This window comes from Flavobacterium sp., from assembly GCF_043722275.1.
In the GTDB taxonomy this organism is placed as follows: Bacteria; Bacteroidota; Bacteroidia; order Flavobacteriales; family Flavobacteriaceae; genus Flavobacterium.
In genome coordinates this window covers 1-15,296 of the sequence record NZ_JAYSPC010000155.1, presented here as the reverse complement: position 1 = coordinate 15,296, position 15,296 = coordinate 1, and the positions used below count along the sequence as shown (strand labels likewise).

Here is a 15,296-nt window from a genome sequence, read left to right as displayed (position 1 = left end):
ACTTTCAGACTACAATGTAGCTTTCTGTTTTTCTACAAAACTATGTGCTTGAAGTTCTAATAATTCCGTTGCTTTTCTGCGCTGAAGATCATACAAGCTTTTATCTCCGGCGATATCAGCGTACACTTTATCATGCATTTGAGCACTTGTTTTTACCAATAATTCACGTTGGTATTTATTTTGTGTCAAAGTTGCTTTCATCGCCGTTTCAGCTTCTTCTTGTTTAAAATCAAATTCGCCTTTTGGAGCTAATAATTTTGCTATAATTGGGGAAGTTTCAATCGCCAGAAACAACAACATAATAAAAAAGGAAGGCAGCCACGGTAATTTATCTAATGCATTAATGCGCGCCATTAATCCGTCAAAACCTTCAATAATAGGTTGAGTCTGCATTACTTTTTTATCCAAATCGGCTTGTAATTTTTGCCCGGTTTTTTCTTTTTCGGCTATTTTAGCTTCGTTTGCTGCTTTTAATGTCGCAAATTCTTTTAAAGAGGCATCGTGTTTTTCTCTTTTTTCTTTATAAACTGGTCCTTTTCCGAGTCTTTTAGTTCCTGTAGTTCCTTCGGCTTCTGTGATATAAGTTGAGTAAAGTGCATTTACTTCTTTTTCTTTTTTCAGAATATCATCTTTTAAAGCGGCGATTTCGGATTTGTTTTTATCGACATCTGATTTGAAATAATTGCCAACTTGCTTTTTATTCGCCAATTCCATTTCATTTTTTTCTTTCAATAAAACGGTGTTGATTTCTTTTTCGAAAATTTTAATTTCTAATGGCTTAGAAATTACGATTGCAATAATAACAGCCAACATAATTCGAGGTGTCGCCTGTAGAAATTCATCAAAAAAACGATCTCTTTTTTTGATTGTCGAAACAATAAACCGATCCAGATTAAAGATCAGTAAACTCCATACAAATCCAAAAGCTAAAGCAGGATAAATGGAATCAAAAACAGTAAAAAGTGCATAAGCACTGGCTAGGAAAGCCATAACTGCGGTAAAAAAAACGGTAGCGCCAATACCAACATATTTGGTTTGTTCGCCTTCTGAGCAATTGTCGAGTAAGTCCCGATCAGCACCAGAACATAGGATAAAAAATTGTTTTAACATGATTGATGATTTTGATTGTGATTGATAAGGCAAATTTAGCGCCAAAAATTTAATTCTGAGTTAATTAGTTGATTTGTTTTGATTGCGTTTACATTATTGAGGTTTAACAAAAGTTATTTTAACATTAATTTCTTCCTTTTTTGTTTGTTAATCATAACATTATTTGATTTTTTCTAACGTCTTTAGTAACATTAAGGTTCTAGTTTCGCAGCAAATCGAACTAAAATACACTAAGACTGAGACTAAGGCTTGAAAACACACGTATTGTCAGGCTGAGCGGAGTCGAAGCCCCCCGCACAGAAAAGCCCTTTGACTTCGCTCAGGATGACACAAAAAAAAAGCTGTTCATCACTGAACAGCTTTTCTTAATTTGAATTAGTAATCTTCCTTATTCTGTAATTGGTGCGCCGGCTAAAATTTCAGCATTGGCAAACTCTTCAAATTTGGCGAAATTAGCTTTGAATTTCTGTGCCAATTCGATTGCTTTTTTATCGTATAACTCAGGATCTTCCCAAGTATTTCTAGGATTTAAAATTTCACTTGGAACATTCGGGCAGGATTGTGGTTTTGCTATTCCAAATACTTTATGATTTTCAAATTCTACATTATCAAGTTCTCCGTTTAATGCCGCGGTAATCATGGCACGAGTATATTTTAGTTTCATACGGCTTCCTGTTCCGTATGCTCCACCTGTCCAACCAGTGTTAATTAACCAAACTTTTACATCTGCATCTTTCATTTTTTTAGTCAGCATTTCGGCATAACGTGTTGGGTGTAATGGCATAAAAGGCGCTCCAAAACAAGCCGAAAAATTAGGTTGCGGCTCTGTAACTCCTGCTTCTGTTCCTGCAACTTTTGCCGTATATCCTGAAATAAAATGGTAAGCCGCCTGACCTGGAGTTAATTTAGAGATTGGAGGCAAAATTCCGAAAGAATCTGCCGTTAAGAAAAATATATTTTTTGGATTATGTCCAATAGATCCTGGCTGAATATTATCAATATGTGTTATTGGGTAACTTACACGTGTATTTTGAGTGATAGAAACATCATCATAATCAACCTCGTTTGTACCTGCTTTGAAAACCACATTTTCTAAAAGCGCACCTTTTTTGATTGCTCTAAAAATATCCGGTTCGTGTTCTTCTGTAAGATTAATTACTTTTGCATAACAACCGCCTTCAAAGTTGAAAACAGTGTTTTCTGAAGTCCAACCGTGTTCATCGTCTCCAATTAATTTACGTGCAGGATCTGCTGATAAAGTTGTTTTTCCCGTTCCTGATAATCCAAAGAAAATTGCAGTATCTCCGTCTTCACCAACATTTGCGCTGCAATGCATTGGCAAAGTATTCTCGAAAACCGGTAAAATGAAATTTAAAGCAGAGAAAATCCCTTTTTTCATTTCTCCTGTATAACCTGTTCCGCCAATAAGTGCTACTTTTTTAGTAAAATCTAAAATAGCAAAATTAGACTGGCGCGTTCCGTCTACAGCAGGATCTGCCATAAAACTTGGAGCACAAATTACAGTCCATTCCGGAGTAAAATTAGCTAACTCAGATTCTTCCGGTCTTAAAAACATATTGTAGCAAAACAAGTTTGACCACGCAGTTTCTGTAACTACACGAACATTTAATCTATAATTGGCATCAGAACAAACATAAGAGTCACGAACAAAAACTTCTTTATTTGATAAAAACTGAGTTACCTTATTATACAATTTTTCAAAAGCAGCTGGCTCAAATGGGATATTTACATTTCCCCACCAAACCTGATCCTCTGTAATACTATCTTTTACAATAAAACGATCCTGAGGGGAACGTCCTGTAAATTCACCCGTATTAATTGCCAATGCGCCTGTAGAGTTCTCAACACCTTGGCCTGATTGCAAAGTGATTGCATGCAATTCATCAGCAGATAATTGGTAACGAACTTTTGCATTTTCAATTCCTAATTCATTTAACGAAATCGATTGCGTGAAAACTGTGTGACTGTCCATAAATTTTTAGTTGTGTGTGATAATTTATAAGATGCAAAATTATAGATTTATTATTAATCCTCTAAAAATATTTAGATTTTACTTTTATTTATATCAATAAAGTAAAATCTGACCTTTTAAATTAGTAAAACAAAAAAATAACCGCCTCTAATTTGTTTTCTTATAATCTACTCAATGAATTTGTTATATAATTTACTCATTAAAGTAAAAAACAAAATAAATTCACATAAATAAGATTATATGTTATTTATGTGACAAAATTAAAGATTAATTTTTAGATAGAATTTTTTATTCGGGATTTTATGATTTTTTCCTAAAAATCGTAACCAATAATACCGCCCAAGCAATAATTAATAGAAATCCTCCCAAAGGAGTTGCGAATACAATAATTTTAAAATCGAATAATGTAAGACTTTTAGTTGCTAATAAATAGATTGAACCACTAAACAGAAGTACACCTGAAACAACTAAATTATAGATTGCTTTTAAAGTCTTTTCGGCAATATCTTTTCTGGTAGAAAGAAAAAGTAAAAACAAGGCGTGATACATTTGGTAACGAACACCAACTTCAAAAGTATTTAACTCTTCGACAGCTAAATATTTCTTTAGCAAATGCGCGCCAAAAGCACCAAAAATGATGGAGATCATTCCCATAAAAGCTCCTGCTAAAACAATTCTTCTTTTCATGTTTTCTGTAATTTAATTCTCCAACAAAAATACTTCAATACATTTTTAAAAAGCATTTTAGTTTCAAAAAACTTTTCCGGAAAAAGAAATCCATGATGTTTTAGCTTTAAAATAAAAAATAATGCATTTTTATAAAATTAAAATTGTTACATATTTAACAATTTAATATATTTGTGTTATATATTTAAAACATGAGAAGCATTTTAATCATTGGAGCCGGTAGATCTGCATCGTCGCTGATACGTTATTTACTATCAAAATCAGAGACTGAAAATCTACATCTGGTTGTAGCGGATTTATCTTTGGCATTAGCCGAAAAAAAGACACAAAATCATCCTAATGCGACTCCCATTGCTTTAAATATTTTTGATACTGATGAAAGGAAATCAGCAATTGAAAAAGCTTCGATAGTAATATCGATGTTGCCTGCTCATTTACATATCGAAATTGCAAAAGATTGTCTTGAATTTAAGAAACATCTTGTAACCGCGTCCTATATAAGTGATGCGATGCAAGGACTTGATGAAGAGGTTAAGAAAAGCAATTTAATTTTCATGAATGAAATTGGTCTTGATCCTGGAATCGATCATATGAGCGCCATGAAAGTTATTGACGAGATCAGAGAAAAAGGTGGCAATATGTTACTTTTTGAATCTTTTTGTGGCGGTTTAGTCGCTCCGGAATGTGACAACAATTTATGGAATTACAAATTTACATGGGCGCCCAGAAACGTAGTTTTAGCAGGACAAGGCGGCGCAGCAAAATTTATTCAGGAAGGAACTTATAAATATATTCCGTACGGAACGGTTTTTCGCAGAACCGAATTTCTTGAAGTCGAAGGTTACGGAAAATTCGAAGCTTATTCTAACCGCGATTCGCTTAAATACAGATCGATTTATGGTTTAGATGAAATTCTGACTTTATATCGCGGAACCATTAGAAGAGTTGGCTACTCGAAAGCATGGAATATGTTTGTGCAATTAGGAATGACCGATGATAGTTACATCATGGAAGGCTCAGAAAATATGAGTTACCGTGAGTTTGTGAATTCGTTTTTACCTTATCATCCAACAGATTCTGTAGAAATCAAAACCCGATTGATTTTAAAAATTGATCAGGATGATATTATGTGGGATAAACTCCTTGAATTGGATTTATTTAATCCGGACAAAAAGGTGAATTTACCTAATGCAACTCCGGCACAAATATTAGAAAAAATATTATCCGATAGTTGGACTTTAGAACCTAACGATAAGGATATGATTGTCATGTACCACAAATTTGGATACATATTAAATGGCAAAAAACAGCAAATAGATTCCAAAATGGTTTGTATTGGCGACGATCAAACTTATACCGCAATGGCAAAAACCGTTGGATTACCGGTTGCAATGGCGACATTATTGATTTTAAACGGAAAAATCACAACTCCCGGCGTACAATTGCCAATAAAAAAAGAAGTGTATTTACCTATTTTACAAGAATTAGAAGAATATGGGGTTATTTTTAATGAACAGGAAATGCCTTATTTTGGATATAATCCAGACCTATTTTAGTTCTGGGCTCGTTAGTTTTTTAGAATTTTTTTTTTAGTTTTTTATTTATCCGCTTCTAAAATATAGAAGCGGATTTTTTTAAAAAAGGTACAAAGGTACAGAGTCACATAGGTACAAAGGTTTTTTGAATAGACTCCAGCTTTAGCTGGGATATAAAAATAGATAAGCAGGCAATGGCTTTAGCCAAATAAACACATTCTGATGATTAAAAATTTCGGCTAAAGCCAATTTTCTTCCCCATAAAAAACTATTCACCCTTAAAGAAACCTTTGAACCTATGTGACTCTGTACCTCTGAACCTTTTTTTACTTTTCTGGCTGAACCATAATTGGCAAACTATACATTACTCGAACAGCTTTTCCTTTTTGAGTTGCAGCGATCCATTTTGGCGAAAGTTTCAAAACCCGAATCGCCTCATTTCCTATTCCGTAACCGGCATCTTTCAGGATTGTAATATCTGATAAACTTCCGTCTTTTTCAATAATGAATTGCATATCAGTTTTTCCCTCAATCTTATTGTTACCAACTTCTTTTGGCATTTTAAAGTTTTTACCAATAAATTTATAGAACTCTTCAATACCGCCCGGAAATTCTGGCAATTTTTCAACTTTGGCTAGTTCATAAAGGTCTTTGTCCTTAACTTCGGCTTTGTTTGTCACTTTTTGGGCAATCGATTTTGTACTAAAAGCAATCAATAATACAACCGAAATAACACCAACACTAAATACTTTAAATACAATTTTAATAGGAGATTCTTTTTTGGTCATCATGAGTAAACGTTTTTTAGTTATTAAATAGTTAATATTACTCGCCAAGGCAATAGTGGTTTTATTGGAAGCAAAGTCAAGTAATAGATTTTGATAATTTCGAACCGAATTAAACTGTTTATTTACAGCTTCATCTGCCAGAAATTCGTGATTGAGTTTAATAGATTTTTTATAAAGTAAAAGCAATGGATTGAACCAAAATACAATTTGTAAAACTTCAAGAAATAGAATATCCAAAGTATGTTTTTGCTCTAAATGTGCTTTTTCGTGCGCTATTAATTCTGACGGGATTTTGCCTTTTTCGAATTCATTTTTATTGATAAAAATTGATTTCCAAAATGAATGGGGCAAAATAGATTCTTCGATTAAAACTATTTTTTCTCCGTTTATAAATTGCGCTTCATTATTCTGTATTAGCTTATAAAATGAATACAAATTAAACACAAACCGAATCGTCAAAAGCAAAACCATAAATCCATAAACAACTCCAGTTAAAACAATTATAAAATCATTTGTTGAAATCATTCCTATATTTTGATTGTTTTTCTGAATCACTAATTCGTCCAGTTGAATCAATCCAATTTTATCCGAAAATGTCGCGCCAAACGAGATAATTTGCAACGGAATCACGAAACTAAAAACCAAACTTGCCAACAAATAAGCGCGATTAAAACGAAACATTTTCTCGTTTTCTAATACTAATTTATATACTGCATAAAAAACTAAAAGCAGTATTCCTGATTTTAAGAGATAGAGTATCATTTTTTCTTTTTTTGAATTTCTGAATCAATTATTTTTCTGAGTTCTTCTAATTCTGATGTTGATAAATTGGTTTCTTTCGTAAAAAAAGAAGCAAATTGTGACGCCGAATTATTAAAAAAACTGCTAATTAATCCGTTTACATGTTTAGAGAAATAAACGGTCTTTTCGACTAAAGGATAATATTCCCTTGAATTTCCGAATTCGTTATACGCAACGAATTTTTTATCGATCATTCGTTTCAAAAGCGTTGCAACAGTTGTTGTTGCAGGTTTTGGTTCGGGGTATGCTTCAAGCAAATCTTTCATAAAAGCTTTTTCAAGCTTCCAGAGATGTTCCATTAATTGTTCTTCTGAGTTTGATAATTGCATGTTTTTATTTTTGAGGTTATAATTTGCTGAGATGCTAAGTTTCTAAGTTTTTTTGCCACGAATTACACTAATTTTCTCGAATTTTGATTCTTTATGATGACTTCTTGTTCCTTGCGTCTTGCGTCTTGATTCTTGCGTCTTGATTCTTGATTCTAACTTCTTAACTAAAAAAAGAAAACCCGCGCCAATCCGTTTAATCTGTAGAAATCCGTGGGCTATTTTATCTGTGTTTCCAAAATCAATTCGCCATTTCTGTAATTTTTAATTTCAATCAATTTTCCTTTATCCGAATAGAATTTCCAATCTCCAAAATAAAACCAATGTGTTTCGACTGAATTAGCTTCTAATTTTGTATTTCCTTTTGATTGCACTTTTCCGTTTTCATAATAATATTTCACGAAGCAAATTCCGTTTTTGTATTTCTCGGTTTTGTAGATTTTTCCGTTAATGTAGGATTTCCACTTTTTTACTGGTTCGTCGTGTTTATAATATTCAAATGATTTGTATGTCGTACTATCTTATTTGTAATTATCAATCCAAACGCCTTCTTTTTTATGATCAATCTTTTGATTGATTGGTTTGCTTTTACATCCTGAAAACAAGATTCCGAAAAACAAGAATATTAAAAGTTGACGCATTTGTTTTGTTTTGCTCTACATTTATAGATGTTGTTCTACAAATGTAGAGATTAATTTTTAATAGACAAGGTTTTTTTAAAGTTTCTGAGGCTCTAAGTTACTAAGCAACTAAGGTTCAGAGATGTAAATACACAAAGGTTTGAATAGGCTCCAGCTTTAGCTGGGGTTTACAATAAAATACAGGCAATGGCTTTAGCCAAATAATACATTTTAATGATTAAAAATTTCGGCTAAAGCCAATTCCTTTTCTTAATATTTACCTCCAGCTAAAGCTGGAGGCAATTCAATTAGAGGCTAAAACCTTTGTTGCTTTGAACCTCTGAACCTTAGACGCACTGCTGTGCGCCTCTACAAAAACCTTTGTCCCTTTGCACCTTTCCTAAGCGTTAGGGATTGAGGCGGTATCCTTTTATGAAGTGGAACGGAATAAAAGATATAGCCGAAAGCCCGACCGAAGGGAACGCCCATAAATATATTAAATTCCAAAGCTTTAAAATTTTAATAATTAAACTCCAAATTCCAAAAAAAAAATCCGTTCAAAACTGAACGGATTTATATCTAAAAAACTTTGTGTCTTAGCGCCTTCGTGGCAAAACTATTACTTAGAAAGCTCTACAAAATATTTGTAAAACAACGGAATAGTTTCGATTCCTTTTAAGAAATTGAAGATTCCGAAATGTTCGTTTGGTGAATGAATTGCATCAGAATCCAAACCAAAGCCCATTAAAATGGTTTTGCTTTTTAGTTCTTTTTCGAACAAAGCAACTATAGGAATACTTCCTCCAGAACGAACCGGAATTGCCGGAACTCCAAAAGTTTCTGTATAAGCCATGTTTGCGGCTTTGTAGCCAATACTGTCAATTGGCGTAACATAACCTTGTCCGCCATGATGAGGCGTTACTTTTACAGTAACTCCCGCTGGTGCAATATTGGTGAAATGTTTTGTAAAAAGCTCTGTGATTTCATGCCAATCCTGATTAGGAACCAAACGCATGGAGATTTTTGCGAAAGCTTTGCTAGCAATAACCGTTTTTGCTCCTTCGCCCTGATATCCGCCCCAGATTCCGTTTACGTCTAATGTTGGACGAATCGAGTTGCGTTCGTTTGTTACATATCCTTTTTCGCCGTAAACATCGTTTAAAGCTAATGCGTTTTTATATTTTTCTAAGCTAAAAGGTGCTTTTGCCATTTCGGCTCTTTCCTCTGTAGATAATTCCTGAACTTTATCGTAGAAACCCGGAATGGTAATATGATTGTCTTCGTCGTGCAAAGAAGCGATCATTTTTGCCAAAACATTAATTGGGTTCGCCACTGCTCCACCGTATAAACCTGAATGTAAATCACGATTAGGACCTGTAACTTCGACCTCAACATAACTCAAACCACGTAAACCGGTCGTAATCGATGGTTGTTGGTTAGAGATCATTCCGGTATCTGAAATTAAAATAACGTCATTTTTCAGTTTTTCCTGATTGCGTTCTACAAACCAGGCTAAACTTGCTGAACCTACTTCTTCTTCACCTTCGATCATAAATTTTACGTTACAAGGCAATGTATTGGTTTGCACCATAAGTTCTAGCGCTTTTACGTGCATGTACATTTGTCCTTTATCATCACAAGCTCCACGAGCGAAGATTGCGCCTTCGGGATGAATTTCGGTTTTTTTGATTACGGGTTCGAATGGTGGCGATGTCCATAATTCGATTGGATCTGGCGGTTGAACATCATAATGACCGTAAACTAAAACGGTAGGTAAATTTGGGTCGATTATTTTCTCTCCGTAGATGATTGGATAACCCGGAGTATCGCAAATTTCGACTAAATCGCAGCCTGCTTTTGATAAACTTTCCTTAACAGCCTCGGCAGTATCAATAACATCTTGCGAATATGCAGTGTCAGCACTTACCGACGGAATTTTTAATAATTCGATCAATTCGTTGATAAACCGATCTTTATGTTGTTGAACGTATGACTTTATATTTTCCATTTAAATGATTTTTATAGAATTTCAAAAATACAAAAAATAGAATTAATATTTTTTTACAAAAATGCTTTGAAAATTAGAAGTTATGTTTATCTTTGCACCCACAATTGAGCGGATATGGTGAAATTGGTAGACATGCCAGACTTAGGATCTGGTGCCGCAAGGCGTGTAGGTTCGAGTCCTATTATCCGCACTTCACAAATGCAATTATCTTATTTTTAGATAATTGCATTTTTTAGTTTATAAATCTGCCCAACCATTGCCCAACGATTTTCATTTTGGCTCAATTTTAGTTTTAATTTCAAAAGCAATAAGATTTACGTGAGTGTTAAATGTTGTATTTCTTCAATTAAATATTTAAATAGAATCTAAGGTCTTATTAAATAAAAAAGAGCAACCTCTCAGCTACTCTTCATTTGTCATTTATTTGTCTTTTTTTTTGACACTTCCTTTTCTATCCGTTCCTTTTCTAATCTTTCCTTTTCAGCCCTATCGTTTTCAGCCTTATCTTTTTCAGCCAAGAGTAATTCCATCTTCATTAGTTTATTTTTTAAATCTTCATTTTCTTTCTTTAAATCGGCATTTTTGAATTTGTTTAAGATACTATTAGGATTATTTTCTTCTTTAATTCTTTGTTGTTCTATAAGACTCCTTCTTTGTTCCTGAATTCTTAGGTTTTCAATTCTATTTTGATTTTCTATAATTGCTTTTGTGTTATTTCTCTCAGACTCTATTTGAGCGTTTATTTGTTGAGTTTGAATGATATTGTTTTGAACTTGTGTCAATGCATCACCAACATAATTTGGCGATTTAGCCGGCGCCGTTTGTTTGACAGTATAAGTTGTAGGTGTATATTTAGGGTCTAGCCCATACGTTGGTTGCTGTACAACTGTATAAGTCTGAGCTAATCCTATAAAAGGAAATATAATTAGAAGTAAAGAATATTTTTTCATAATTAATTATTTTTTAGGATACAATTTCAATAATTTAATATCCTCATTTTCTCCAGTTTTGCTTTTAAATTCAATTGTAAACAAGCCTCCTTCTAAATTAGCAAAGGTTTCAACAAAGGTTTTATCCCCCATAAAATATTTAGCTGAAAAAACACCATCAACCGCAGTACTCTCAAAAACAGCTTTAACATCTCCTTTTTTCCATTGAGGTAAATCACTTTCCACTACAATTGCCTTAAATTTATCACCAACTTTTATTATACCTAATTTATAATCAGATTCTGATTTATAAGTTTTATAAACACCTTCAAGCAATTCCAATTCTGTAGAATCAAAATATGCTTTTAATTGATTCTCATCCATATTAATACTTTCAACTTCAGGATAAGAAATTATTTCCGTAAGTGATCTATCATAGCGATATTTAAAACCTTCAAAATTATCAAAAGCTCTATTTACAGCAACATTCATATTTTTATCAAAAGACGCCCCAAAACCAGAAGCCGTATTTGTCTTATCATAAACAACAACTTGGAAACAATTTGAAATTTGTAATGTCGCTTTTGCACCTGATCCAAAACCACTATTGATCAATAAATTCCAATACCCAACAAAAGAAGGATTAAACTTAGCCTCTTTTGGCCATTCATTTGTATCACGAGGAAGCACTATTAAACCAATTTTACTAATTTTAGCTGTTGCAATATACTCAAACTCTCCTGGGCCACTATAACTAGCATACTTCATTCCGTTTAGAAAATTTAAACTGTTTTTTTGAGCAAAATTATTATTAGATGATAATAATGTAACAAATATTAGAAAGGAGTAGAAAGGTTTCATATTGTTCTAGTTAGTTTAAAATAATACCAAATCTAGTCAAAAAAAACTATTCATAATTGAGGTTTACCGTAATGATTTTCTTTTTTATTTATAAATTAAAAAAAGAAAACATATTAATCTGTTCAATTTTATAAATCCTATTTTGCTTAATGTTTTTATTATTGTTTTTATTTCTAATATTGTGAGCAATCTCTTTAACCTGAATTTCGAAATCTGCATCAATCCACTTTTTTGACAAATATTTTCTTTTGATTTGCTCAAATAACTTTTTATCCATTTTGTAATAATATTTTAACCCCGTATGAGAAAGTAAAACACTTTCTTCTTTTTGCATTGAAATATCAAATCCTGTCACTTTACAAACACTTTTTGAAACTACCTTTTTTGACAATATAGTTAAAGTGTCAATATGGGTAGTTTTCAAATTTAGATAATCTACTTTTTTACAAATTAATTCACTAATTAAAGCTTGAATATTAATAGAAAATTGAAGAGTAATTTTTCTTAATTGCTTTCTATGGTATTTAAAGTTTTCAATTTTTTTATTCTCTAATAAACCAGTCCAATAGTTTGGGTTTGAGTATTCAAGCAATGTTTTTTGACTTCCTTTTGCTAAACTGTCAATTCGGGTAGTCTTGTCATAAAAAATCACATTTTCCCATTCTATCATCAATTCTTTCTTAAAGTTATAAAGGCCAAAATCAATTAATTCTTGCAAACTAAAAATTCCGAGCTTATTGAGTTTTTCCATTTTTGTATATTTAATTTCAAAACGCATTATCTCATTATTAATATCAAAACCTTTCGATCTATAATGTAATGCCTTATTATAAACCTTGATTACATATTGAGAATGTTGCACTTGCTTATACTTTCCTTCATCTGAATTTTTTTGATATTCAAAAGACTTAGTCTTATGCAAGAAACAATTATCTAAAATTTCATTTGTAGAAATGGGCGGAACAATATTTACTCCAATTTCTAAGCATTTTAAAATACATTGCTCCGGAACTATATTAAATTTTGTCTTTAAGTCATTCAAAACCCAATCTGCAAATTCTGGTAAAAGTGAGCACCCCATTCCGGTAAAAGAGAGCAATTGATTCCGGTTCAAAGTGAGCACCCTATTCTTGTGAAAGAGATCAATTGATTCCGGTTCAAAGTGACCACCTCAAAAAGTAGTGTTTATAAAGAATATCTTACTTGTTTTTAAAACAAAAGATATGGCAAATAAACGACTGGATATGAGAAACATTTTGCAATTATTACGTTTATATACTCAAGGAGTAAGTAAGCTCCAAATAAGCAGACAATTAGGCTTATCGCGCAATACTGTAAAGAAATATATTGAATCATTTCATCAAAATTCTTTTACATATCAAGAGTTATCAGGTCTTAGTAATGAAGATCTGGAAGAACTCTTTGATGGCCAGATAAAACCCGTTCCCGAAAAAAACATAGTTTTAGAATCCTTATTTCCCACGATAGAAAAAGAATTAAAGCGAGTTGGTGTTACCCGCCAATTGCTCTGGGAAGAATATAGGGAAAATCATCCTGATGGCTACAGTTATTCTCAGTTTTGCTACCATTATCAAAATTGGCGAGGCAAACTCAAGCCATCTATGCATATGCATCACAAGGCAGGGGATAAAGTTTTTGTAGACTATACAGGAAAGAAATTATCCGTTATTGACCAGTCTACAGGAGAACTGTGTGAAGTAGAAGTTTTTGTAAGTGTACTGGGAGCAAGCGGACTTACTTTTGTAGAAGCTACCAGAACCCAAAATAAAGAAGACTTTATGGGAAGTCTGGTAAAAATGCTAGACTATTATCAGGGTGTTCCAAGCGCTATTGTAACTGATAATTTAAGAACAGCTGTTAAAAAGAGTGATAAATATGAGCCCTTGGTAACGGAATATTTATTAGACTTTGCTTCTCATTACGGAACCACAATACTGCCTACCAGAGCTTATCATCCAAAAGATAAGGCTCTGGTTGAAAATGCAGTAAGAATAATTTATACCAGAATTTTTGCCCCTTTACGCAAAGAAGATTTTTTTACTATAGAAGCCCTTAATGATGCTATTTTACCACTTTTAGAAAAGCATAATACAATGTCTTTTAAAGGCAGGAAATACTCAAGATTAGACTTGTTTAATGAGATAGAGAAAGAAACACTATCATTTTTACCTGTCAATCCCTATCAGCTCAAAGGTTTTGCTAAAGCAACCGTTCATAAATCCAGCCATGTTTATCTCAATAAAGACAAACACTATTACAGTGTGCCTTTTATTTATATGGGCAAGAAAGTATTGATTATTTACAGTAAAACTACCGTTGAGATTTATCATGGACAGCGCATAATAGCCAGTCATCAGAGAGACTACTCCAAATATCTTTATACAACAAATAAAGAACACATGCCCACATCACATCAGTTTGTGGCAGAGTGGAATCCTGAGAGGTTTATCCAATGGGGAGCTTCTGTTGGAGAATTTTGCAAATCATTTATTATACAAATATTAGATAAAAAACAGCATCCCGAGCAATCTTATAAATCCTGTACCGGTGTATTAAGTTTAGCCAATAAAGTAGGCAATGACAGATTAAACAATGCTTGTAAGAGAGCGATGGATTATGAAAAAATCAATTACCCAATCATCAAATCTATCTTGGAGAAAGGATTAGACTTAATCGATGAAGATCCTACTATTGAAGACAAAGAAATACCCAAACATAATAATATCAGAGGTCGGGAATATTACAAATAATAACCATTAATAAAATAACAATATGAATGATCAAACATTAGAAAAAATGAAACAATTAAGACTCTACGGAATGTCCAGAGCCTTTAATACTACTTTAGAAGCAAGTACCATCGATTATACAAATGATGAACTTATCGCCTATTTAATTAACTCTGAATACGATGACAGAGAAAATCGAAAAGTTGAAAGATTAATCAATACTGCCAAGTTTAGATATAAAGCTTTTATGGAAGAAATCGATTTTGACAGTTCCAGAGGAGTAGATAAAAACTTGATAAACAGACTTGAGTTTTGTGATTTTATAAAAAACAAACAAAACATCCTTGTCTGTGGAAGTACGGGTGTTGGTAAAAGCTTTATAGCTACCGCAATTGGCTATAAAGCCTGTATGATGGGCTACAAAGTAATGTATTTTAATATCAATAAACTTTTTTCCAAACTTAAAATGGCTAAAGCTGACGGCTCTTATATAAAAGAAATTAATAAAATAGAAAAGCAGGATCTCATTATTCTAGATGATTTTGGGCTGCAGTCATTAGATAATCTTAAAAGGCAGGATCTTATGGAGATAATTGAAGACAGGCATGGGAAAAAATCAACTATTATTGCTTCGCAGCTCCCAGTTGAATCCTGGCATGAAGTTATTGCAGAACAAACCATTGCAGATGCAATTTTAGATAGAATCGTTCACAATGCTCTTCGGATAGAATTAAAAGGAGAATCAATGAGAAAAAAGAAAATAGAAAAACAACCAATAGAGTAAAATAATTTTATATTTTTAAACTACTTTTTAGACACCTTTTTGAGTTCATTTATACTGCTCACTTTTATCCAGAATTAGGTGCTCACTTTATCCAGAATATCCAC

13 protein-coding genes and 1 tRNA gene are annotated in these 15,296 nt (G+C 32.7%); 4 read left to right on the top strand and 10 right to left on the bottom strand.

The genetic code is table 11. The features are described from left to right. Window positions 1-9: 9 nt before the first annotated feature. From ACHZDT_RS19415 to ACHZDT_RS19405, 3 genes are all read right to left on the bottom strand, one after another. Window positions 10-1,110, bottom strand: a complete 1,101-nt coding sequence (locus ACHZDT_RS19415) for a DUF4407 domain-containing protein (protein WP_394776349.1) — start codon at window positions 1,108-1,110, stop codon at window positions 10-12. 388 nt (window positions 1,111-1,498) lie between these two features. Next, window positions 1,499-3,103, bottom strand: a complete 1,605-nt coding sequence (gene pckA, locus ACHZDT_RS19410) for a phosphoenolpyruvate carboxykinase (ATP) (protein WP_394776348.1) — start codon at window positions 3,101-3,103, stop codon at window positions 1,499-1,501. Window positions 3,104-3,403: 300 nt separating this feature from the next. Then, a complete protein-coding gene (locus ACHZDT_RS19405; protein WP_394776347.1) occupies window positions 3,404-3,790 on the bottom strand; it encodes a DUF423 domain-containing protein in 387 nt (128 codons plus the stop codon). Between the two features lie 191 nt (window positions 3,791-3,981). Here ACHZDT_RS19405 and ACHZDT_RS19400 point away from each other — a divergent pair, with 191 nt between their 5' ends. Then, window positions 3,982-5,346, top strand: coding sequence for a saccharopine dehydrogenase family protein (locus tag ACHZDT_RS19400; protein WP_394776346.1), 1,365 nt, complete (start codon window positions 3,982-3,984; stop codon window positions 5,344-5,346). Window positions 5,347-5,651: 305 nt separating this feature from the next. Here the strand turns inward: ACHZDT_RS19400 and ACHZDT_RS19395 are convergent, their stop codons facing one another. The 4 genes from ACHZDT_RS19395 to ACHZDT_RS19380 all read right to left on the bottom strand — a co-directional run bounded on the left by ACHZDT_RS19395 (window position 5,652) and on the right by ACHZDT_RS19380 (window position 9,868). Further along, on the bottom strand, window positions 5,652-6,875 hold the full coding sequence (locus ACHZDT_RS19395) for a M56 family metallopeptidase (protein ID WP_394776345.1): 1,224 nt from the start codon (window positions 6,873-6,875) through the stop codon (window positions 5,652-5,654). Beyond that, window positions 6,872-7,243 (bottom strand): BlaI/MecI/CopY family transcriptional regulator, encoded by a 372-nt coding sequence (locus ACHZDT_RS19390; protein ID WP_194620443.1) that lies wholly within the window; start codon window positions 7,241-7,243, stop codon window positions 6,872-6,874. The genes ACHZDT_RS19395 and ACHZDT_RS19390 overlap by 4 nt, the downstream gene beginning before the upstream one ends. Before the next feature lie 215 nt (window positions 7,244-7,458). Beyond that, the gene (locus ACHZDT_RS19385; RefSeq protein ID WP_394776344.1) at window positions 7,459-7,641 is read right to left on the bottom strand and encodes a hypothetical protein; all 183 of its coding nucleotides are present in this window, start codon (window positions 7,639-7,641) and stop codon (window positions 7,459-7,461) included. An 838-nt stretch (window positions 7,642-8,479) separates the two neighbouring features. Further along, window positions 8,480-9,868 carry a dipeptidase gene (locus ACHZDT_RS19380; protein ID WP_394776343.1) on the bottom strand — a complete coding sequence of 463 codons (1,389 nt, stop codon included), beginning with the start codon at window positions 9,866-9,868 and terminating at the stop codon, window positions 8,480-8,482. Between the two features lie 108 nt (window positions 9,869-9,976). Between ACHZDT_RS19380 and ACHZDT_RS19375 the strand changes: the two genes are divergently transcribed. Further along, window positions 9,977-10,058 (top strand) — tRNA-Leu (locus ACHZDT_RS19375). 226 nt (window positions 10,059-10,284) lie between these two features. Here ACHZDT_RS19375 and ACHZDT_RS19370 read toward each other — a convergent pair. The 3 genes from ACHZDT_RS19370 to ACHZDT_RS19360 all read right to left on the bottom strand — a co-directional run bounded on the left by ACHZDT_RS19370 (window position 10,285) and on the right by ACHZDT_RS19360 (window position 12,757). Then, window positions 10,285-10,818: a hypothetical protein gene (locus tag ACHZDT_RS19370; RefSeq protein WP_394776342.1), complete on the bottom strand. Its 534-nt coding sequence runs from the start codon at window positions 10,816-10,818 to the stop codon at window positions 10,285-10,287. A gap of 6 nt (window positions 10,819-10,824) precedes the next feature. Then, window positions 10,825-11,658, bottom strand: a complete 834-nt coding sequence (locus ACHZDT_RS19365) for a hypothetical protein (RefSeq protein WP_394776341.1) — start codon at window positions 11,656-11,658, stop codon at window positions 10,825-10,827. A gap of 88 nt (window positions 11,659-11,746) precedes the next feature. Further along, window positions 11,747-12,757, bottom strand: a complete 1,011-nt coding sequence (locus ACHZDT_RS19360; protein WP_394776340.1) for a hypothetical protein — start codon at window positions 12,755-12,757, stop codon at window positions 11,747-11,749. Between the two features lie 124 nt (window positions 12,758-12,881). On the opposite strand from ACHZDT_RS19360, the gene istA reads away from it, so the two are divergent. Both istA and istB read left to right on the top strand, forming a co-directional pair. Beyond that, window positions 12,882-14,429, top strand: coding sequence for an IS21 family transposase (istA, locus tag ACHZDT_RS19355; protein WP_056249607.1), 1,548 nt, complete (start codon window positions 12,882-12,884; stop codon window positions 14,427-14,429). 22 nt (window positions 14,430-14,451) lie between these two features. Then, entirely contained in the window at window positions 14,452-15,192 is a 741-nt protein-coding gene (gene istB / locus ACHZDT_RS19350) for an IS21-like element helper ATPase IstB (protein WP_056249603.1), read from the top strand. Window positions 15,193-15,296 lie beyond the last annotated feature (104 nt).